Origin of the sequence: Ruegeria intermedia (assembly GCF_900129345.1) — a bacterium.
Classification (GTDB): domain Bacteria; phylum Pseudomonadota; class Alphaproteobacteria; order Rhodobacterales; family Rhodobacteraceae; genus Ruegeria; species Ruegeria intermedia.
Genome location: NZ_FQVK01000004.1, coordinates 58,397 through 78,150, shown reverse-complemented (window position 1 = coordinate 78,150; position 19,754 = coordinate 58,397). Strand labels below are relative to the sequence as shown.

Genomic DNA, 19,754 nt, shown 5'->3' with positions numbered 1-19,754 from the left:
ACAACCCCTGCCGGTCGCGCATCCCGCGCGATCAGTGACTCTCGTTCGCACATTGCAGATGCAGGCGCGGACCACAAAGGAAGACTACTTGTTCGATTTCGACATGCTTGGCCTTGCGCCAGCCCTGAACGATGCGCTTGAACGCGCCAAATTCACCCAACCGACCCCGATCCAGAACCAGGCCATCCCGCTGGCCCTGGAAGGTCATGACATCCTGGGCCTGGCCCAGACCGGCACCGGCAAGACGCTGGCCTTTGGCCTGCCGCTGATCGACCACCTGCTGGCCCAGCCCGGCAAACCGGCGCCGAAAACCGCCAAGGCTCTGATCCTCGCCCCCACCCGCGAACTGGTGAACCAGATCGCCGACAGCCTGCGCACACTCACCAAAAAGACGAAACTGCGCGTGGCCACCGTGGTCGGCGGGCAGTCGATCAACAAGCAGGTCATGTTCCTGTCGCGCGGCACCGACATCCTGGTGGCCACCCCCGGCCGCCTGATCGACCTGATGGAGCGTGGCGCGGTGGATCTCGGCCAGGTCCGGCACCTGGTGCTGGACGAGGCCGACCAGATGCTCGACATGGGCTTCATCCACGCCCTGCGCCGGATCGCGCCCGAACTGGGCACCCCGCGCCAGACCATGCTGTTCTCGGCCACCATGCCGAAACAGATGGAGGAGCTCAGCCGCGCCTACCTGACCAACCCGCAACGGGTGCAGGTCTCGCCCCCGGGCAAGGCGGCCGACAAGATCACTCAGTCGGTGCATTTCGTCAGCAAACCCGGCAAGCCCGAAAAGCTGCGCCAGATCCTGTCGCAGGACACCGACGCCCTGACACTGGTCTTTGCACGCACCAAGCACGGCGCGGAAAAGCTGATGAAGGGGTTGGTGGCCGACGGCTACAACGCCGCCTCGATCCACGGCAACAAAAGCCAGGGCCAGCGCGACCGCGCCATCAAGGCGTTCCGCGCGGGCGAGGTCACCGTGCTGGTCGCCACCGACGTGGCCGCCCGCGGCATCGACATTCCGGGCGTGGCCTATGTCATCAACTATGACCTGCCGGAGGTGCCCGACAACTATGTCCACCGCATCGGCCGCACCGCGCGTGCGGGCCGCGAAGGCGAAGCCATCGCCTTCTGCGCGCCGGACGAATACGATCTGCTGCGTCAGATCCAGAAGCTGATGAAGATCGAAATCCCCGTGGCCAGCGGAACCGCTCCGCTCGCCTCGGAGAAACCCGCCAAACCCGGCGGGCGTCAGCGCAACCGTCGCGGCGGACCAAAACCGCAAGGTGCGAATGGCGCCGCCAACCGCCGGCGCCGCCCGCGCCGCAAATCGGCAGCGTAACAAAAGACCGGCGCGCATTCCACATGCGCGCCGGTCTTCGAGTCCTGAATACTCGTCGAACGATCAAACCGGACAGATCGCCATATCGGCCTGATCACCCTTGCTCGGGTCCGCGCGGATCAATTCCCCGACCCGCTCCTTTCGGCCTCGATCTCACGCCACTTGGCGACGTTGCGGTTGTGCTCCTGCAGGGTTTCGGCAAAGGCATGGCCACCGGTGCCATCCGCAACGAAGAAGACATAATCGGTCTCGTCCGGCGCGACGGCGGCCCGCAAGCTGGCCAGTCCCGGGTTGGCAATCGGCGTGGGCGGCAATCCATCGATCAGATAGGTGTTCCAGGGGGTCGCCCGCCGCAACTCGCTGCGCCGCAGACCCCGGCCCAAAACGCCCTGCCCCTTGGTCACGCCATAGATCACCGTCGGATCGGTCTGCAGCTTCATGCCCTTGCGCAAACGGTTGATGAACACGCTGGCCACCTGGCCGCGCTCTTCCGGGATGCCGGTCTCCTTCTCGATGATCGAGGCCAGGATCAGCATCTCCTCCGGCGTCTCGATCGGCAGCCCCTCCTGACGGGTCTCCCAGACCTGGGCGATCCGGGCCTGCTGTTTGTCCTGCATCTGCTGCAGCAGCGCGGTGCGGTCGTCACCGGGCGAAATCTCATAGCTGTCGGGGGCCAGCATGCCTTCGGGCGGCAGCTCGGCCACCTCTCCGGTCAACGCGTCCACCGCCTTCAGCCCCTCGACCACCTGCCAACTGGTCACACCCTCGGCCACCGAGACACGGTACCGCGTGTCAGGATTGTTGCGCTTTTCCTGGTAGATCTCGGGCGCGTCCTCTTCGCCCACCACGAACGAGGCGATCTCGACGAACTCCAGCGTCGCCGGATCCAGTTCACGCACGCGGATCTGAGTCCGGGTGACACCGATGCGATACTCGATCTCGGTGCCACAGGTGCTGGCGCCGCTGCGGGTGATCTCGTCGATGATCTCGGCCATCGAGGCACCTTCGGGGATCAGAAAGCTGCCCGCCTTCAGCTGCTGCGCCTTGTCGGTATAATCGGCCGCCATGCGAAAGATCGTGGCGCTGCTGATCGCGCCCTGATCTTCCAACTGGCGGCTGACCCCGGTCATGTTGCTGCCGCTTTTTACCTGCAGGCAGATCGCGGTTTCCAGAGGGCCTTCCGCCTTGTACTGCGACTGCCCCCACAGGATCAGCCCGCCCAGCAAGAACATGCCGACCACCAGCAGGGTCAGCATGTTCGAGGCCAGCGCGCGCCACATTTATTTGACCTTTCCGAAGATCACGCTGGCATTGGTGCCGCCGAACCCGAACGAGTTGGACAGCGCCACGTTGATTTCCCGCTCGCGCTTGGCATTCGGCGCAAGGTCGATCGGCGTTTCCACCGCCGGGTTGTCCAGGTTGATCGTCGGCGGGGCCACCTGATCGCGGATCGCCAGGATCGAGAAGATCGCCTCGATCGCGCCAGCGGCCCCCAGCAGGTGCCCGGTCGCCGATTTGGTCGAGCTCATCGTCGCCTTGCCGGCATGTTCGCCCAGCAGCCGCTCAACGGCGCCCAGCTCGATCGTGTCGGCCATGGTCGAGGTGCCATGCGCGTTGATATAGTCCAGGTCCTTCGGCTCGAGCCCCGCGCTGCGCAGTGCGGCCTTCATCGAGCGTTCCGCCCCATCGCCATCCTCGGCCGGAGCCGTGATGTGATAGGCATCCCCTGACATGCCATAACCCAGAACCTCGGCATAGATCTTGGCACCACGGGCCACGGCATGCTCGTATTCCTCCAGAACCACGATGCCGGCGCCCTCGCCCATCACGAAACCGTCGCGGTCGACGTCATAGGGGCGGCTGGCGGCCTTGGGGTTGTCGGCATATTTGGTCGACAGCGCCTTGCAGGCGTTGAAACCGGCAATCCCGATCTCGCAGATGCAGCCCTCGCCGCCGCCGGCGATCATCACGTCGGCATCGCCCGACCGGATGATGCGGCTGGCATCGCCGATCGCGTGGGCACCGGTCGAACAGGCGGTCACCACCGAATGGTTCGGCCCTTTGAAGCCAAAGCGGATCGAAACCTGACCCGAGGCCAGGTTGATCAGCGCGCCCGGGATGAAGAACGGCGACACACGGCGCGGACCCTTGTCGCGGATCAGGTTGGCGGTTTCCGCGATCGAGCCCAGACCGCCGATGCCCGACCCGATCAGCACGCCGGTGCGCAGACGCTCTTCCTCGTCCTCGGGCAGCCAGTTCGCGTCCTTGCAGGCCATCTCGGCCGCGGCGATCGAATACAGGATGAAATCCTCGATCTTGCGCTGTTCCTTCGGCGGCATCCAGTCATCGGGGTTGAAGGTCCCGTTGGTCCCGTCGCCACGCGGCACTTCGCAGGCATAGGTCGTGGTGACCCCTGCGGCTTCGGCATCGAACAAGGTGATGGGGCCGGCACCCGACTCGCCGGCCAGCAGCCGCGACCAGGTTTCCTCGACCCCGCTGGCCAGTGGAGTGACCAATCCCAGACCGGTTACAACGACTCTGCGCATGAAATGCCTCTTGCCTGCTTGCTGTTTGAGAACCGCTCATACCCCGGCCAAGGGGCCGGGGGCAAGAGCAACAGCGTATTCCGCACCGGCAGCTTGCCGCCTGCCCGCGCGGCGCACACCGCGCACGGCCGGGGCAAACTACAGGAGCCGCCCCCGGCAACCTGTCGGGGCGGCCCGGACGGGTTTTGTTGCGTTACTGGAACTGCGCCACAGGTTCATGTGCGGTTTTTGCCACCGCCAACGCCTCGGACAGATCGATGCGCTTGCGAAACAATGCGCGCCCGACAAGGGCCCCCGAGATGTTCGGGATGTAAGCCAGCCGCGAGATATCGTCGGCGCTGCGCACGACACCGCTGGCGATCACCGGCGTGCGCGATTGCGCGGCCAACCCTGAAATCAGGCCCAACTGCGCCTCGACATCCTCCATGTCGCTGTCGATGTCGGTGACCAGAATCGCGGCAAGCGGGGCGTCTGCGAAGGCCTCGATGAAGGCCTCGGGGGTGAAGGCGCTCTGGCTGCGCCAGCCCTCGGTCATCACATGGCCCTGCCACACGTCCACCGCCAACACGATCTGGTCGGGATGCAGCTTGGCCAGTTCCTTGACCAGTTGCGGATCACGCGCCGCCAGGGTTCCGATCACGATGCGCCCGGCCCCCTTGTCGATCCAGTGCTCGACCTGCTCGCGCGAGCGCATGCCGCCGGCCAGTTGCACGGGAATTTCCGCGCTGCGGATAATGCGTTCGACCAGTTCCGCATTGGTGTCGCGGCCTTCGATCGCGTCGAAATCGGTCAGGTGCATCCATTCCGCCCCCGCCGCGGCCCAGCCCTGGGCGATTTCCACCGGATCGACATGCCAGATCAGCGCCTCGTCCAGGCGGCCCTTTTCCAGGGTGACGCACCGGCCATTCTGCAATTCCATCGTGGGATAGATCCTCATGAGCCAACTCCTCTGCCCAGTCATTCCGGATTTCCACGATAGCATAGGTCGCCGCCAACGGCCTCCGTTTCCCAGTTTCGGCAAACCGGGCGCCATTTGCGGCAACGGGCGGAAAGTTGCGTTTCAGAAACGCGCGGGCGGGCCATCCCGACGAAACAGTTTGACGGCCGTGTCGCGAAACCGGGTCTCGCGCAGTTCGACATAGCCCAGCCTGGCGGCCAGTCGCTGCGACGGCTGATGATCGGCATCTATCATCGCCACCAGCGGGCCCGGCATGATCCGGTCGAACCAGTCATGCGCGGCTTGCGCGGCCTCGAACCCATATCCCTGCCCATGCGCCTCGGGCGCCAGAACCCAGCCGGCTTCGGGGAAGGTGTCGAAATCCTCGCCCAGACAGCGGTTGCCGTAAAAGAACCCGGCCTGACCTATCAAAGTGCGATTCGATTGCAGCAGAACGCCCCATTGGCCGAACCCGGCCATCTGCCAATGGCCTGCATTGCGCAGAAAGGAATCCCAGGCCTCGCCGCGTGTACGCGGTTTGCCGCCGATATGACGCACGACATCCGGGTCGCGCCAGATCTCGGCGAACCGCTCGAAATCCTCGGGTCGCATCCCGCGCAGGGTCAGCCGCGCGGTATTGATCGTCGGGGTGGATCTTATCATGCCCTTGCCCGTTCAGAACCTGCCTGCATCCAGACCAGAGCAAATCCTGGCCGGGCGAGGCAAGCCGGAAATGGCCGGCGCAAAGAAAAACGGCGCCTCCGTTGCCCGGAAGCGCCGTTTTCCCGAAAATTCAAGCGATCAGGAAGCTTCGCTGATGAACTTCACGGCGTCGCCGAAGGTCTGGATGGTTTCGGCCGCATCATCGGGGATCTCGATGCCGAACTCTTCTTCGAAAGCCATGACCAGCTCAACGGTGTCCAGGCTGTCCGCGCCCAGATCGTCGATGAAGGACGCGTTCTCGGTGACTTTGTCCTCTTCAACACCCAGGTGCTCAACAACGATCTTTTTAACGCGATCTGCGACGTCGCTCATGTCTATTCCTCATTCCGTTTCAGGGCGGTCTGCCCGGTTCTGCCCTTGCCCGCTCGGGGTGGCCTTGATGTGCCCGATCCGGGCGGTTTGGGTCCCGGGTCTCCGGGAAAGTAGAAGGCCGACCTGAACGACCGGCCCCTGATTGCATGCGCCGCCTATAGCACAGACGACGCAAGAGGCAAACGCTTTCGCACCTGCCCCGCGATGCGCCTACAACATGGCCATGCCGCCGTTCACATGCAAGGTGGTTCCGGTAACATAGCCCGCCTCGGGGCTTGCCAGATACAGCACGGCCGCCGCGATTTCCGACGGCTCGCCCATCCGACCGGCGGGCACCTGCGCCAGGATGCCGGCCTTCTGGTCGTCGGTCAGCTTTTCGGTCATGGCGGTGGTGATGAAACCCGGCGCTACCGCATTTGCGGTGATGCCCCGGCTGGCAACCTCGTAGGCCAGCGACTTGGTCATGCCGACCATGCCCGCCTTGGACGCGGCATAGTTCACCTGACCCGGGTTGCCTGTTGCGCCGACAACGGACGAGATGTTGATGATGCGGCCCCAGCGCGCCTTCATCATGCCCCGCAGAACGCCCTTGCACAGCTTGGCCGTCGCGGTCAGGTTCACGTCGATCACGCTCTGCCATTCCTCGTCGGACATGCGCATGAAGATGTTGTCGCGGGTGATGCCTGCGTTGTTGACCAGAATGTCAACCGCACCCATCGCCTCGGCCGCCTGTTTCGGCAACGCGGCCACGGCCTCTGGGTCGCTGAGGTTGCAAGGCAGAACATGCGCGCGCTCGCCCAGTTCATCCGCCAGCTTCTGCAGCGGCTCGACGCGCGTGCCCGACAGGCCCACAGTGGCCCCAGCGGCGTGCAAGGTGCGGGCGATCTCTCCCCCGATCCCGCCCGAAGCCCCGGTGATCAGGGCGCATTTTCCAGTCAAATCAAACATACCTGTATCCTCTTGGATTGTGCTGCGGGCGGTCGTCACGCCTCCGCCTGAATGGCTTTCTGTACGTCCTCGGGGGATCCGACGGCGGTACAGGCCACGGCCCGGTCGATCTTGCGGATCATGCCGGACAAGGCCTTGCCCGCGCCGATCTCCCACGCTTCGTTCACGCCTTGGGCCACCATGAACTGAACGGATTCGCGCCAACGGACCGAGCCGGTAACCTGTTCGACCAGCAATTGCCGGATCAGGTCGGGATCGGTGACCGCCTCGGCGCGGACATTGGCCACCAGAGGAACCGCAGGCGCCTTGATTTCGACGCTTGCCAGCGCTTCGGCCATCACCTCGGCGGCGGGTTGCATCAGCGCGCAATGGAACGGAGCGCTGACCGGCAGCATCACGGCGCGCTTGGCGCCCTTCGCCTTGGCGATCTCGGCCGCGCGTTCAACGGCGGCCTTGGCCCCAGACACCACGACCTGCGTTGGATCGTTGTCGTTGGCGGCTTGGCACACATCGCCTTGTGCCGCTTCCTCGGCCACGGCACGCACCGCATCCAGGTCCAGCCCCAGGATCGCGGCCATCGCGCCCTCGCCCACCGGCACGGCGCTCTGCATGGCCTGACCGCGGGTGCGCAGCAGGCGGGCCGTATCGGCCACGCTCAGCGCGCCGGCCGCGGCCAGCGCCGAATATTCACCCAGGGAATGGCCCGCAACGAAAGCCGCCCGAGTCACCTGAACGCCTTCGGACTCCAGCGCGCGCATCGCCGCCATCGACGTGGCCATCAGCGCCGGCTGCGCGTTCTGCGTCAGGGTCAGGGTCTCGATGTCGCCATCCCAGATCAGGCTGCTGAGGCTTTCGCCCAGCGCTTCGTCCACCTCGTCGAACACGGCCTTGGCGGCCGGATATGCGTCGGCCAGCGCCTTGCCCATGCCGATGGTCTGGGCACCCTGCCCCGGAAAAACAAACGCGATTGTCATTGCAACCTCTTGGATGACGTCAGGTTGCGCGGGGTGTAAACCGAGTGGCGGTCCGGCACAAGCATTGCCTGCACTCTGCATTATGGCACCCCGCCTGTGCGCAGCACGCTATTGTGTCGCCCCGCCGGGCCGCTACCTTGGCGCAAAAGCCAAATCCGGAGCGTACCACCCATGCCCCTGACCAACACCCCTGCCAGCTATGGCAGCGTGACCAAGACCTTCCACTGGCTGACCGCCCTGCTGATCCTTACCGCATTGCCGCTGGGCTGGATCGCCAATGACCTCGCGCATGCGATCTCTGACCCGGCGATCCCCACGACCGAGGCCGACATCGCCCGCGCTGCCCGCCTGTTTTCGCTGCACAAGACCGTCGGGATCACGGTGTTCTTCGTGGCGCTGGCGCGCATCCTTTGGGCGCTCAGCCAACCCAAGCCGGGCCTTCTGAACGCCGACAACAAGCCCGAGGCCTTCGCCGCCGAGACGGTGCATTGGCTGCTGTACGGATCCCTGGTGCTGGTTCCGCTGTCAGGCTGGATCGACCATGCCGCGACCGAGGGCTTTGCGCCCATCCTGTGGCCCTTCGGCCAGAACCTGCCGCTGGTACCGAAATCTCCGCAGCTGGCCGAATTGATGGCGGCGCTGCACTGGCTGTTCATGCTGGTGCTGGTGGTCGCCCTGGTTCTGCACGTCGCGGGCACGCTCAAGCACCACGTCATCGACGGGGATTCGACCCTGCGCCGGATGCTGCCGGGGCAGTCCGACGCGCCGACCCCGCCCGACCAGACCCATTCCGCGGCGCCCGCTGCCGCGGCAGCGATTGTCTGGATCGCGGTACTGGCGGGCGGCTGGGCGACCGGCATGCTTGGCGCCGGGACACGGGCCGATGCCGGCTCTGCCGAATTGGCAGAGGTTCAATCGGACTGGCAGGTGCAGGACGGCGAACTGGCGATCACGATCACCCAGTTGGGCAACCCGGTGACCGGCCGGTTCGCCGATTGGACGGCCGCCATCACCTTCGACGACCCCGGAACGCCGGGGCCGGCGGGGACAGTGGACGTGACGGTGTCGATCGGTTCGCTGACCCTGGGCAGCGTGACGGATCAGGCCATGGGCCCCGATTTCTTCGATGCCGCCCAATTCCCGACCGCCCGGTTCCAGGCCGATCTGGTCAAGACCGAAACCGGCTACGAGGCGCGCGGCCCTCTGACCATCCGGGGCCAGTCCGTCGACATCGTGCTGCCCTTCATCCTTGACCTGCGGGGCGACACAGCGCGGATGGCAGGATCGGTCGATCTGAACCGGCTGGATTTCGGCATCGGCAAAACCTTGCCGCAAGAGGATTCGCTCGCCTTCGGCGTTACCGTCTCGGTCAATCTGACGGCCACGCGCAGCGCCGAATAAGCGCGCCGCAAGCATGAAAAAAACCGCCGGGGCGCAGGCCGCCGGCGGTTTTCTCTTTCACATCCCGGATCGGATCAGTCGGCCTTCTGCGCCTCGATCGAGATCCGGATGGCAACCTCGTCGCTGACAAATGGCGCGAACTTGCCCAGCCCGAAATCGCTGCGCACCAGTGTCGTGGTCGCGTCAAAGCCTGCCCAGGGCTTGCCGGCCATCGGGTGCTCGCCCACCTGGTTCAGCTTGGCATCCAGAACGACCGGCTTGGTCACGCCGTTCAGAGTCAGGTCGCCGGTGATCTTGGCGGTGGTCTCGCCGGTCACCTCGATGCCGGTCGAGGTGAACGTCACCATCTCGTCCTCGGTTGCTGCAAAGAAGTCTTCGGACATGAAGTGATCTTCGCGCGGCTTCCAGCCGGTGATCATCGACATGACCGGCATCGACACCGTCACGCTGGACGCGGCGGGGTTTTCCTGGTCGAACATGATCTCGCCCTCAAAACCCGAGAACATGCCGGTGGTGGTCGAAAAGCCCAGGTGGTTGTAGCTGAAGATCACCTGGCTGTGGCTTGGGTCCAGAACGTATTTCTCGGGCGCGGCGAAGGCAGCGGTGGCAGTGGTGGCAAGCGCGGCTGCAAGAAGGGTGGTTTTCATGTCGATCTCCGAAAATGATGTGACCGCAAACCCAGTGGGTTGCTTGCCACAGAAAATGTGCCGCCCAAGGGCGGCACACAATCCATTTAAATCTCACAAGTTCTGTTCTTTTTTGAACAGACGGAATTTCAGGCGAAAATCGTTACGTTTCCGCTGAGTTGCCCCTTGAGCGCCCGGCTGACATCCGCCGATTGCAGGGGCAGCTTCATCAACAGGCTGCCATCCACTTCGAACAGTTCGACCTGATCGTCGACAAAGCGGGCACCGCCCAGACTTTCGTAGGACCGGCGCAGAACGGTTTGCGGGCGACCGTTTTCATTTTTCTGCAACACCCGCACCTCGCGGCGGATCGGATCGAAATAGGCGTCGGGACGCGGGTCCAGCACCTCGATCGTCAGCAGGCTGACACCCAAAAGAAGGAACAGCATCGAAACGATCAGCTTGAACCCCCAGACCTCTGCGCCGGCAATCGACCCCGGCATCAGCCACATCGAGAATGCCGCAATGATCAGCGCTGCGCCGACCACGCGAAACAGCACCAGCCGCGCCTTCCAGTTGGGGGCGAAGGTAATCAGCACCGGAACCGATTTGTCATAGGCCTTGCCGGTCTGTGCCTGCTGGAACGTGTTGGTGTTCGTGACCGCCATCTTCTTTACCCTGTCCATGTCCGAATTCTGTGGCCCCGATGGGTGCCGGATTTGTCGGAAGGGTCGGCTCGAAAAACGTCAGGAATTGGGCGGCGGGGTGTCAATCGGGTGGAAAAACCACGACCCCGACCGCAAGCCCGGACAGGTCTTGCCCCCGTGCCAGAAACGTGTATACGGGGCCATCCTTCGCAAATCGCATGAATCGCGCAGCCTCTCGTGGCAGGGTCGCGGAGGGTTCTGACCCCGCCTATGAAATGCGCCTTGATACAAACAGGAGTGAACATGCCACTGTATGAGCATGTAATGATCGCGCGTCAGGACCTGTCCAACGCGCAGGCCGAGGGCCTGATCGAACACTTTGGCACTGTACTGGCCGACAACGGCGGCAAGCTCGTCGACAGCGAGTACTGGGGCGTCAAGACGATGGCCTACAAGATCAACAAGAACCGCAAGGGCCACTATGCCTTTCTGAAAACCGACGCCCCCGCCGGCGCCGTTCAGGAAATGGAGCGCCTGATGCGCCTGCATGACGACGTGATGCGCGTTCTGACCATCAAGGTCGATGAACACGAAGAAGGCCCGTCGGTTCAGATGCAGAAGCGCGACGAGCGCGAAGGCCGCCGCGAGCGCCGTTGATCAACGCCTGAGGAAAGGACACCAAACCATGGCCGCAAAACCGTTTTTCCGCCGCCGCAAGGTCTGCCCGTTCTCGGGCGACAACGCGCCCAAGATCGACTACAAGGACACCCGTCTGCTGCAGCGCTACATTTCCGAGCGCGGCAAGATCGTTCCGTCGCGCATCACCGCCGTTTCGGCCAAGAAGCAGCGTGAACTGGCCCGCGCCATCAAGCGCGCCCGCTTCCTCGCCCTGCTGCCCTACGCCGTGAAGTAAGGAGAGACTGACATGCAAGTTATCCTTCTGGAACGCGTCGCGAAACTGGGTCAGATGGGCGATGTCGTCGATGTCAAGCCCGGCTACGCGCGCAACTACCTGCTGCCCCAGGGCAAGGCCCTGAGCGCATCGGAAGCCAACATCGCGTCGTTCGAAGCCCAGAAAGCGCAGCTGGAAGCACGCAACCTGGAAACCAAGAAAGAAGCCGAGGCTCTGGCCGAAAAGCTGGACGGTCAGCAGTTCATCGTGATTCGCTCGGCATCGGATGCGGGCGCGCTGTACGGCTCGGTCACCCCGCGTGACGCGGCCGAAGCCGCAACCGCTGCCGGTTTCAGCGTCGACAAGAAGCAGGTCGCGCTGGTTGCCCCGATCAAGGAACTGGGCCTGCACACCGTTGCAGTGCGCCTGCACCCCGAGGTCGAGGTCGAGATCAAGCTGAACGTCGCCCGTTCGGAAGAAGAAGCCGAACTGCAGGCCTCGGGCAAATCGATCCAGGAACTGGCAGCCGAGGAAGAGGCAGCTGCCGATTTCGAGATTGCCGAACTGTTCGACGACATCGGCTCGGCCGCGTCCGAGGACGACGACCTGGCCGCCGAGGCCCCGGCCGAAGGCGACGAAGCCAAGGCCTGAGTTCTCGACGAACGCGTTTTCGGGAAAGGCCGCGCGGACGCGCGGCCTTTTTCATTTGCTGGCCGATCGGGCAGCATTCAGCCGACGCCTGGCCCTATGCTTGCAGCGTAGTGTTGCAATCTTATCATGGTCGCGAAATGACAGGAGAGCCCGATGCCCGACAAATATCGCCGCGGTATTCTGAAATTGTTCCTGGCCGCGCCTTTGGCTGCGTGCGGCACCTCGCGCCCGGAGGTGGTATCGCAGACCACCACATTCGACCCGCCGCTCTACCCGAACGAAACACCCCAATTGCGGGCCTCGATCAACAAATGGGCCGACCACTACGGTCTGCCTCGGGAATTGGTGCACAAATTGGCCATCCGCGAGAGCACCCACCGCCCGTGGGCCGTGAACCGACCGTATTACGGCCTGCTGCAGATCCTTCCTGCGACTGCAAGATCAATGGGTTACAAGGGCAAACCCGAGGGGCTGCTGGATGCCGACACCAATCTCGAGTTTGCCGGAAAATACCTCCGTGGCGCTTGGATGCTGTCGGACGGCGACATCGATCGGGCCATATATCTTTATGCCAAGGGCTACTACCCCGAGGCCAAGGCACGCGGCATGTTGGTGGAAACAGGGCTGCAGACCGAATGATAGGGCCGCCGCACTGCGGCGCAAGATCGGAGCATGACGATCCGCGATGCGGTGATCGCGCTCGACGGTCTCAAAAAAATTCGCCGCGGCCGTTGGCAATGGCGCCCAAAACAACAATATGATATGCACAAAAAGCTTGCGTCTTGCTCAACACTTGACGCAACGTCGATACAGCAAAGGACAGAACCGGCATTTCGGGGGAAAATGCCAACGGGACAAAGGTTGAACTGGTGAAGCTCATCGACTTGGCCGCGATTGACCATGGGGAACGGTCGGCCTACGACATTATTGATTCATTGATTCCGTCTGTAACGAACTCGGCTTCGACTATGCGTCCTATGCGACCACGCACCCCGTGAAGGGTGACGTTCAAGGCTATGCCAACTATCCGGAAGAATGGAAGATACATTATGGGACGCAGGGTTATCACCACCTTGATCCCACTCTGTACCAGTCGGCCCTAAGCATCGCGCCGGTCGATTGGAGCCGTTTCAACCACGATGACAAGTTCAATGCGGTCTTCCGCGATGCACATGATTTTGGAATCACCGACCGGGGCCTGACCGTCCCCGTCCGCGGTCCTTACGGCGAGTGTGGGCTGCTGAGCGTCACCATGGACTGCTCGGATTCGGAATGGAAAAAGCTCAAGCGCCACGTCATGGGCGATCTGCAGATGGCGGCGGTTCAGGCGCATGACACGGTGATGCAATCCGGGGTTCTGGCCAAGGCCTTGTACCTGCCGACACTGTCGTCGCGCGAAAAAGAGATTCTGCAGTGGGTTGCCGAGGGCAAGTCACAGCAGGATATCGGAGATATTCTGTGCATTTCCCATCGCACGGTCGAAGTCCATTTGCGGTCCGGGCGCGAGAAGCTTGGCGCTTTGACCACCGCGCAGGCGATCGGACGCGCCATCGGACTGGGCTTGATCTATCCCGGTTAACCGAATTAAGGCAGAAAATTACGGGAAATCCCCAATAGTCACGTTTCCGAAGTTGGTTAATCTCAACCTTACGGTAACCAGACTGTAGGGGGATGGAATGATCATCGTAATTGATGGTATCAACCAGCACAAATTCAAAGACGTCCTGGACGAAATGTTCAAGCTGCGCGCCCGCGTTTTCGGGGATCGCCTGGGCTGGGAAGTGAACATCGAAGATGGTCGGGAACGTGACCAGTTCGACGACCTCAACCCCGCCCATGTGGTCAGCATCAGTGACGAGGGTGATGTCGTCGGCTGCATGCGCCTCTTGCAGACGACCGGCCCGCACATGCTGGCGGACGTATTCAACTCGATCCTGGATGGTGAACCACCGATCCGCAGCTCCCAGGTATGGGAAGCGACACGCTTCTGTGTCGACACCAAGAAACTTGGCCGCGGACGGGGCAAGAATTCAGTGTCCTACGTCACCAGCGAGGTCATGATCGGCTCCTTCGAATATGCGATGGAAGCCGGCGTCAAGGACGCCGTGGCCGTCATCGACCCGGTCATGAACCGCGTCCTGCAACGTTCGGGCAATGCGCCGTACGACTATGTCGGAACAGCCAAACCGATGGGCAAGGTCGTGGCCATGGCCGCCCTGATGGATTGCTCGGAAGAGCGGATCTCGTCCATCCGGAACTACGCGGGAATCGACCATGACGTGTTCCTGAGCGACGAGCAGGCCCGCAACCTTTTCGACAAGATCGAAACGGCACAAATGTCGCCGGCGAACCGCGACCACAAACCGCTGACCGAGCTTGAAACCTATTTCGTCGAGCAGATGGCCGCGGCCAAGACCGAACCCGAACGCCAGGCCGTGCTGAACCTTATCGAGGCGCTGTCGGACAAGTTCACGCCCGAACAGAAGACAGCCCTTCTTCAGACCCCCCGTGCTTTTGCTCATGAGGCCTGACCCCCTCACCTCATAAGAACAAAAGCCACCCATGCGGAGCCGTCTCATTTCAGGCGGCTCCGCTTTTTTTTTGAAGGACGTCTCAGACATGGGGCGGACAAAAGAAAAGGCCCCCTGCGCGGGGGCCTTTGAACATTCCGGTCAGCCGGCTTCCGGCTGACAGAGGTTATTCCTCTTCCAGCGCTTCGACGGCTTTCTGCAGGTCGTCCTTGCTGACTTCCTTCTCGGTCACATCGGCCAGTTCGACCACATAGTCGACGACCTTGTCTTCGAAGATCGGCGCGCGCAGCTGCTGCTGCATCTGTGCATTCTGCTGAACGAATTCGAAGAACTGGCGCTCCTGACCCGGGTACTGGCGGGCCTGGTTCATGATCGCCTGGGTCATCTCGGCGTCGGTGACTTCCACCTCGGCCTTCTGGCCCAGCTCGGCCAGCAGCAGGCCCAGGCGCACGCGGCGCTCGGCCAGCTTGGTGTGCTCCTCGGTGGGCTCGATCTCGTCGTGGTCATGGCCCTGGACGTCGGGATTTTCTTCGTGCCACAGCTGATGGGCGATCTGCTTGGCCTCGGCCTCGACCAGCGACGGCGGCAGTTCGAACGACACCATCTTGTCCAGCTCGTCCAGCAGGGCGCGCTTCATCACGGCACGCGAGGCACCGGCATATTCGGCCTCCAGCCGCTCGGCGATCTGCTTTTTCAGCGCGTCCAGATCCTCGGCACCGAATTTCTGGGCCAGTTCGTCGTTGATCTCGGCGGCAACCGGCTCTTTCACCTCTTTCACGGTGCAGGTGAACACGGCCTCCTTGCCGGCCAGATGCTCGGCACCGTATTCCTCGGGGAAGGACACGGTCACGTCCTTGACCTCTTCGGCCTTCACACCGACCAGCTGATCCTCGAACCCGGGGATGAAGCTGTTCGACCCCAGAACCAGCGGATAGTCTTCGGCCGAACCGCCTTCGAAAGGCTCACCATCGATCTTGCCGACAAAATCGATGACAACCTGATCGCCCTCTTTCGCCTTCGAACCCTTGCGGCGGGCTTTGAAGTCCTGCGCGGTCTCGGCCAGGTTCTTCAGCGCCTCGTCCACGGCGGCGTCATCGGCCTTGACCACCAGCTTTTCCAGCTTGATCGACTTCAGATCGACCTCGGGAACCTCCGGCAGCGCCTCATAGGTCATTTCGACATGGACGTCGTCGCCCTCTTTCCAGTCCTCGTTGGTCATCTTGACCTGGGGCTGCAGGGCAGGACGGTCGCCGCTCTCTTCGAAATGCTTGTTCATGGCGCCGTCGATGGTTTCCTGCATGGCCTCGCCAAGCAGACGCTGGCCGAACTGCTTTTTCAGCAGCGCCATCGGCACCTTGCCTTTGCGGAAACCTTTCATCTCGATTTCCGGCTGGGCTTCGGCCAGCTTTTCGTTGACCTTCTCGTCCAGCTCGGCGGCGGTGACAACGATGTTGTAGCCGCGTTTCAGACCTTCGTTCAGCGTCTCGGTAACCTGCATTCTGGTAGTCCCCATAGGATTCGGGGCGCGCAAAGCGGCGCGCCGGGCAAATTTGACGCCTTCTATTTGCCCAGCCGCCGAAGGGCAAGGGGCAAGGTGCCAGTTCCGCCCCGATTTGCCGCCCTGCCCCATAAAAAAAACCCCGGACTGGGCCGGGGCGCTTGGATTGACGGGATGGCGCGATCAGAACTTCCAGCGCGCGCCCAGAACCCAGGCTTCGTTCTTGTCGAACGAAGTGCCGTCGTCGAAGTCGTGGTTGCGGTATTTCAGGTAGGCATCGGTGTTGATGCTGTCGATCCGCTGGACCACGGCGATGCCCCAGGATTCGGTGCTGGAGCCATCGGTGTCAAAGTCCGAGCCGTCATAATAGTCGATGCCGACGCCCGTCTTGCCCCAAGACACCCAGTCGCCTTCATAAGCGATCTTGGTGTACCAGAAGCTCGGGTCGCTCTGGCCTGCGACGTTGTCACGGGTGCCCGCCGCCGCGGCAAAGCTGAAACCGCTGGGCAACAGCACCGAGGCCGACCCCACGGCATCATTGCGCTCGCCCGACCCATTGTCGAAGTCGCGCACGGCATAGGCGACGCTGGCCGCAAACTCGACACCACCGGCGAAGGTGTTGTTGTAGTTCACCGCCACGTCGTAATAGTCGTCGTCATCGCTGCTGGACAGGATGTTTTGGCCATAGGCGAAGCTGGCCGAGAATCCGCTGAAGTCAGGGGTGTCATACCGCACGCGGCCACGGCGCGCACCGTCAAAGTTGCTGGTGGTATCGCCCACGGTAATGCCGCTCAGGGCCCCGTTGGTTCCACGGTAGAAGAAGCCCGAGTTTTCGTCGGCCGTATAGGAATACAGCGCTGTCCCCACATAGGACAGGTCGGTTTCCGCCGCCCCGTCCGAGGCCATGCTGCCCTGACCGGCCGAGAATTTACCCCAGCTGCCCTTCAGCCCGAAATCGACATGGCGGATGTCTTCACGGGTCCAGCCGCTGAAATCGGTGCCGTTCTGGTTCCACTCGGTCGAGTTCGGCAGACCCAGCGCGGTCTCGAAGCGGAAGGTGAACTCGTTCTGCCCGAAGGGCTGCATCAGGCTCAGGCCGACGCGGCTGTTGGACAGGTCGTTGTCCAGCAGGCGGGTGTCGGACTCCTGCCCATCATCCACCGAGATGATTGCCGGGTTCAGTTGCCCATACAGCAGGACATATCCGCCCGAGTTGTTTTCGTATTTCATTTCAGCTGCGGCGGGGATCGCCGTGGTGGCCGCCAGCAGCGCTGCGGCCGAGGGAAGTCTGAGATTGAATGTCATGTCGTTCACCATGAATGGTTCAGGTTTCGGATACTGCTCAGATGTTCAGTCGAACCTCGCGTTTCCAGTGGCCTTCATCCCACAGAGGCCCGGCATTGCAAATTCGCCACATTCAATGACTCACTGACAGGAAATAGCGAAATGTTTTCAATGCATTAAATGTTTTCGGCAAGCAACGTTTCCGCTCCCGCAAAGGAATTCTGCCATTTCGTCATGCGCATGGCAAACATCGGCTATGCTGACATGCGGACTTGACGGCGGAATTCCGCCGGGATTTCCGCAGCCCACGGTGGAAACGGCGCGGAAAGATCATAGATTCAACAGTTTGAGCACCGTCGGTAGCTGTTCGGGCAGATCCTCGGCGATCAGGCCGGGCCCGAAACTGCGGGCGCACTCGACATGCAGCCATGCGGCCATCTCGGCCGCCGTCGATGCGGGCAACCCGCGCGCCAGCAGCCCGGCCATGAACCCCGACAACACATCCCCGGCCCCGGCCGTCGCCAGCCAGGGAACGGCACGGTCGTGATGGGCCGAGTTGATGGAACAGCCGCCATCCGGCGCGGCGATGACCGTATCTGCGCCCTTGAACAGAACCGTGCAACCCGCCCGCCTTGCAGCGTCGCGCGCGGCATCAACCTTGGAATAGGCCGGCCCTTTGACCGGAACTTCGGTCAGCCGGACAGCAAGATCCGGGAACAGACGGGCGAACTCACCGCCATGGGGGGTCAGAACGCAATCCTCGTGAAGACGCGCGAACAGGGTGTCCGGGTCTTCGGCAAAGGCGGTCAGAGCGTCGGCATCCAGAACGGTCGGCCGAGGTTTCACGCCACCGCCCAGAACCGCGGGTACCAGCTGTCTCGCGCGGTCGATCCCCAGTCCGGGGCCAAGGCAGAGGGCGTTCAGACGCTCATCCGCCAAAAGCGCGACCAGGCTCTCCGCTCCGTCGACGCGCCGCAACATCAGGGCGGTGATCTGGCCGGCCACCTCCAACTGGGCAGACGGCGGCACCCCCAAAGTCACCAGCCCCGCCCCGATCCGCAACGCCGCGCGCGCGGCCAGCCGCGCCGCTCCGGTCCTGCCCGAGCCACCGGTCAGGACCAAGGCATGACCATGCGCATATTTGTGCCCGGCACCGGCCTTGGACAGCAGATGCGGCAGCACCCGGCAGTCCCGCGCGATCGGGGTCTTGCTGTCGTACAGCGCGCCGCCGTCGCGGTGCCGGATCCCCAGCGGCTTGACCGCTACCTTGCCCGAAACGGCCGCCGCTTCGGCCAACCGATGCCCCAGCCGGGGGCGTTCGAAGGTCACCGTCAGGTCGGCGCCCGGATTGGCCTGCACTTCGAACAACGGGCGACCGCTGTCTGCGCAGTATCCCGACGGCATGTCCACCGCGACCACCCGAACCACTAAGGGCCCCTGACGCATCGCACCCAGCACCCCCAGCGCCCGCGTGACCACTGTGTCCAGCCTGCGGGACAACCCTGTTCCGAACAGAGCATCGACCGCCACCGAGGGACGCTCCGGCAGCGCACCAGTAAACGCCTCGATGGACTGAACGGTCCCGCCCAGCGCCGTCCACCTGTCAAAGTTCGCCCTGGCGTCCGGCGGCAGGTTTCGAGGGTCGCCGTATAGATAGACGCCGACCTCCCACCCCCAGTCCCGCATCAGACGCGCAACGACGAATCCGTCGCCGCCATTGTTGCCCGGTCCGCACAGGACAACCGCACGCTGGGGCTCTTTGGCGAGATCGGGCCATTCTTCCAAAATCGCCTCGAAAATGCCGCGCCCGGCCGTCTCCATCAGGTCCAGCCCGGTGGCCTGACCGGACTCGATTGCCTCCTGCTCGATCGTCCGCATCTGCGCCGCCGTCAGCAATTCCGCCATGTCATGCCTCCTGTCGATTCAGTTTCGTCCATTTTTTGTGCAAGTCGCCCATTTTTTGAACTGCCCTTCGTTTTGCGCCGCCCGGCCGGCCCGCAAACCCGCATTCGGATTGCCCGACGATCTTAGACGTGGTGATTGCGGTCCTGACAACCATGCGAGGTGAGCCGGGATGAAAAAGATCGAAGCGATCATCAAGCCGTTCAAGCTGGATGAAGTGAAAGAAGCGCTCCAGGACGTGGGCGTGCAAGGCCTCAGCGTCATCGAGGTCAAGGGTTTCGGGCGTCAGAAAGGGCACACCGAACTGTACCGCGGCGCCGAATACGTCGTCGACTTTCTGCCCAAGGTGAAGGTCGAGGTCGTTCTGGAAGACGATCAGGTCGATGCCGCCATCGAGGCCATCGTCGCGGCCGCCAAGACCGACAAGATCGGCGACGGCAAGATCTTCGTTTCGCCCGTCGAACAAGCCATTCGCATCCGCACCGGCGAAACCGGCCCGGACGCGCTGTAATCGCAATTCTGCAAATCTAGAGGAACAGG

At 62.9% G+C, this 19,754-nt stretch carries 22 protein-coding genes; 9 read left to right on the top strand and 13 right to left on the bottom strand.

Going from position 1 to position 19,754, the window contains the following annotated elements:
* The first annotated feature begins 88 nt into the window (after positions 1-88).
* On the top strand, positions 89-1,342 hold the full coding sequence (locus F3H26_RS04345; protein WP_149774846.1) for a DEAD/DEAH box helicase: 1,254 nt from the start codon (positions 89-91) through the stop codon (positions 1,340-1,342).
* 119 nt (positions 1,343-1,461) lie between these two features.
* Here the strand turns inward: F3H26_RS04345 and mltG are convergent, their stop codons facing one another.
* From mltG to fabD, 7 genes are all read right to left on the bottom strand, one after another.
* Entirely contained in the window at positions 1,462-2,622 is a 1,161-nt protein-coding gene (mltG, locus tag F3H26_RS04340) for an endolytic transglycosylase MltG (protein WP_149774845.1), read from the bottom strand.
* Entirely contained in the window at positions 2,623-3,888 is a 1,266-nt protein-coding gene (gene fabF, locus F3H26_RS04335) for a beta-ketoacyl-ACP synthase II (protein ID WP_149774844.1), read from the bottom strand.
* 193 nt (positions 3,889-4,081) lie between these two features.
* Positions 4,082-4,825: a 1-(5-phosphoribosyl)-5-[(5-phosphoribosylamino)methylideneamino]imidazole-4-carboxamide isomerase gene (locus tag F3H26_RS04330; protein ID WP_149774843.1), complete on the bottom strand. Its 744-nt coding sequence runs from the start codon at positions 4,823-4,825 to the stop codon at positions 4,082-4,084.
* Positions 4,826-4,948: 123 nt separating this feature from the next.
* A complete protein-coding gene (locus F3H26_RS04325; protein ID WP_149774842.1) occupies positions 4,949-5,488 on the bottom strand; it encodes a GNAT family N-acetyltransferase in 540 nt (179 codons plus the stop codon).
* A 138-nt stretch (positions 5,489-5,626) separates the two neighbouring features.
* Positions 5,627-5,860: an acyl carrier protein gene (locus F3H26_RS04320; protein ID WP_005982462.1), complete on the bottom strand. Its 234-nt coding sequence runs from the start codon at positions 5,858-5,860 to the stop codon at positions 5,627-5,629.
* Positions 5,861-6,070: 210 nt separating this feature from the next.
* A complete protein-coding gene (gene fabG, locus F3H26_RS04315) occupies positions 6,071-6,808 on the bottom strand; it encodes a 3-oxoacyl-[acyl-carrier-protein] reductase (RefSeq protein ID WP_149774841.1) in 738 nt (245 codons plus the stop codon).
* Positions 6,809-6,843: 35 nt separating this feature from the next.
* Entirely contained in the window at positions 6,844-7,782 is a 939-nt protein-coding gene (fabD, locus tag F3H26_RS04310) for an ACP S-malonyltransferase (RefSeq protein WP_149774840.1), read from the bottom strand.
* Between the two features lie 171 nt (positions 7,783-7,953).
* Here fabD and F3H26_RS04305 point away from each other — a divergent pair, with 171 nt between their 5' ends.
* On the top strand, positions 7,954-9,183 hold the full coding sequence (locus F3H26_RS04305; protein ID WP_149774839.1) for a cytochrome b/b6 domain-containing protein: 1,230 nt from the start codon (positions 7,954-7,956) through the stop codon (positions 9,181-9,183).
* A gap of 74 nt (positions 9,184-9,257) precedes the next feature.
* Here the strand turns inward: F3H26_RS04305 and F3H26_RS04300 are convergent, their stop codons facing one another.
* Together F3H26_RS04300 and F3H26_RS04295 are read right to left on the bottom strand one after the other, a co-directional pair.
* On the bottom strand, positions 9,258-9,830 hold the full coding sequence (locus F3H26_RS04300; protein ID WP_149774838.1) for a YceI family protein: 573 nt from the start codon (positions 9,828-9,830) through the stop codon (positions 9,258-9,260).
* Positions 9,831-9,958: 128 nt separating this feature from the next.
* Positions 9,959-10,477 (bottom strand): hypothetical protein, encoded by a 519-nt coding sequence (locus F3H26_RS04295; RefSeq protein WP_149774837.1) that lies wholly within the window; start codon positions 10,475-10,477, stop codon positions 9,959-9,961.
* Positions 10,478-10,759: 282 nt separating this feature from the next.
* On the opposite strand from F3H26_RS04295, the gene rpsF reads away from it, so the two are divergent.
* The 4 genes from rpsF to F3H26_RS04275 all read left to right on the top strand — a co-directional run bounded on the left by rpsF (position 10,760) and on the right by F3H26_RS04275 (position 12,638).
* A complete protein-coding gene (gene rpsF, locus F3H26_RS04290; protein ID WP_149774836.1) occupies positions 10,760-11,113 on the top strand; it encodes a 30S ribosomal protein S6 in 354 nt (117 codons plus the stop codon).
* Between the two features lie 28 nt (positions 11,114-11,141).
* Positions 11,142-11,369, top strand: coding sequence for a 30S ribosomal protein S18 (rpsR, locus tag F3H26_RS04285; RefSeq protein WP_005982441.1), 228 nt, complete (start codon positions 11,142-11,144; stop codon positions 11,367-11,369).
* A 12-nt stretch (positions 11,370-11,381) separates the two neighbouring features.
* Complete coding sequence (gene rplI, locus F3H26_RS04280; protein ID WP_149774835.1) at positions 11,382-11,999, top strand: 50S ribosomal protein L9; 618 nt, start codon at positions 11,382-11,384, stop codon at positions 11,997-11,999.
* A 153-nt stretch (positions 12,000-12,152) separates the two neighbouring features.
* Complete coding sequence (locus F3H26_RS04275; protein WP_149774834.1) at positions 12,153-12,638, top strand: lytic transglycosylase domain-containing protein; 486 nt, start codon at positions 12,153-12,155, stop codon at positions 12,636-12,638.
* A 70-nt stretch (positions 12,639-12,708) separates the two neighbouring features.
* Here the strand turns inward: F3H26_RS04275 and F3H26_RS19370 are convergent, their stop codons facing one another.
* Positions 12,709-12,879: a hypothetical protein gene (locus tag F3H26_RS19370; protein ID WP_188127687.1), complete on the bottom strand. Its 171-nt coding sequence runs from the start codon at positions 12,877-12,879 to the stop codon at positions 12,709-12,711.
* A 54-nt stretch (positions 12,880-12,933) separates the two neighbouring features.
* On the opposite strand from F3H26_RS19370, the gene F3H26_RS04270 reads away from it, so the two are divergent.
* On the top strand, positions 12,934-13,578 hold the full coding sequence (locus F3H26_RS04270) for a helix-turn-helix transcriptional regulator (protein WP_149774833.1): 645 nt from the start codon (positions 12,934-12,936) through the stop codon (positions 13,576-13,578).
* Between the two features lie 97 nt (positions 13,579-13,675).
* Positions 13,676-14,530, top strand: coding sequence for an acyl-homoserine-lactone synthase (locus F3H26_RS04265; protein ID WP_149774832.1), 855 nt, complete (start codon positions 13,676-13,678; stop codon positions 14,528-14,530).
* Positions 14,531-14,696: 166 nt separating this feature from the next.
* On the opposite strand, the gene tig is transcribed toward F3H26_RS04265, so the two are convergent.
* From tig to F3H26_RS04250, 3 genes are all read right to left on the bottom strand, one after another.
* Positions 14,697-16,028, bottom strand: coding sequence for a trigger factor (gene tig, locus F3H26_RS04260; protein WP_149774831.1), 1,332 nt, complete (start codon positions 16,026-16,028; stop codon positions 14,697-14,699).
* A gap of 183 nt (positions 16,029-16,211) precedes the next feature.
* Positions 16,212-17,333, bottom strand: a complete 1,122-nt coding sequence (locus F3H26_RS04255) for a porin (RefSeq protein WP_149774830.1) — start codon at positions 17,331-17,333, stop codon at positions 16,212-16,214.
* Between the two features lie 309 nt (positions 17,334-17,642).
* Positions 17,643-19,217 (bottom strand): NAD(P)H-hydrate dehydratase, encoded by a 1,575-nt coding sequence (locus F3H26_RS04250; protein ID WP_149774829.1) that lies wholly within the window; start codon positions 19,215-19,217, stop codon positions 17,643-17,645.
* A gap of 169 nt (positions 19,218-19,386) precedes the next feature.
* On the opposite strand from F3H26_RS04250, the gene F3H26_RS04245 reads away from it, so the two are divergent.
* The gene (locus F3H26_RS04245; RefSeq protein ID WP_005982402.1) at positions 19,387-19,725 is read left to right on the top strand and encodes a P-II family nitrogen regulator; all 339 of its coding nucleotides are present in this window, start codon (positions 19,387-19,389) and stop codon (positions 19,723-19,725) included.
* The last annotated feature ends 29 nt before the right edge of the window (positions 19,726-19,754 follow it).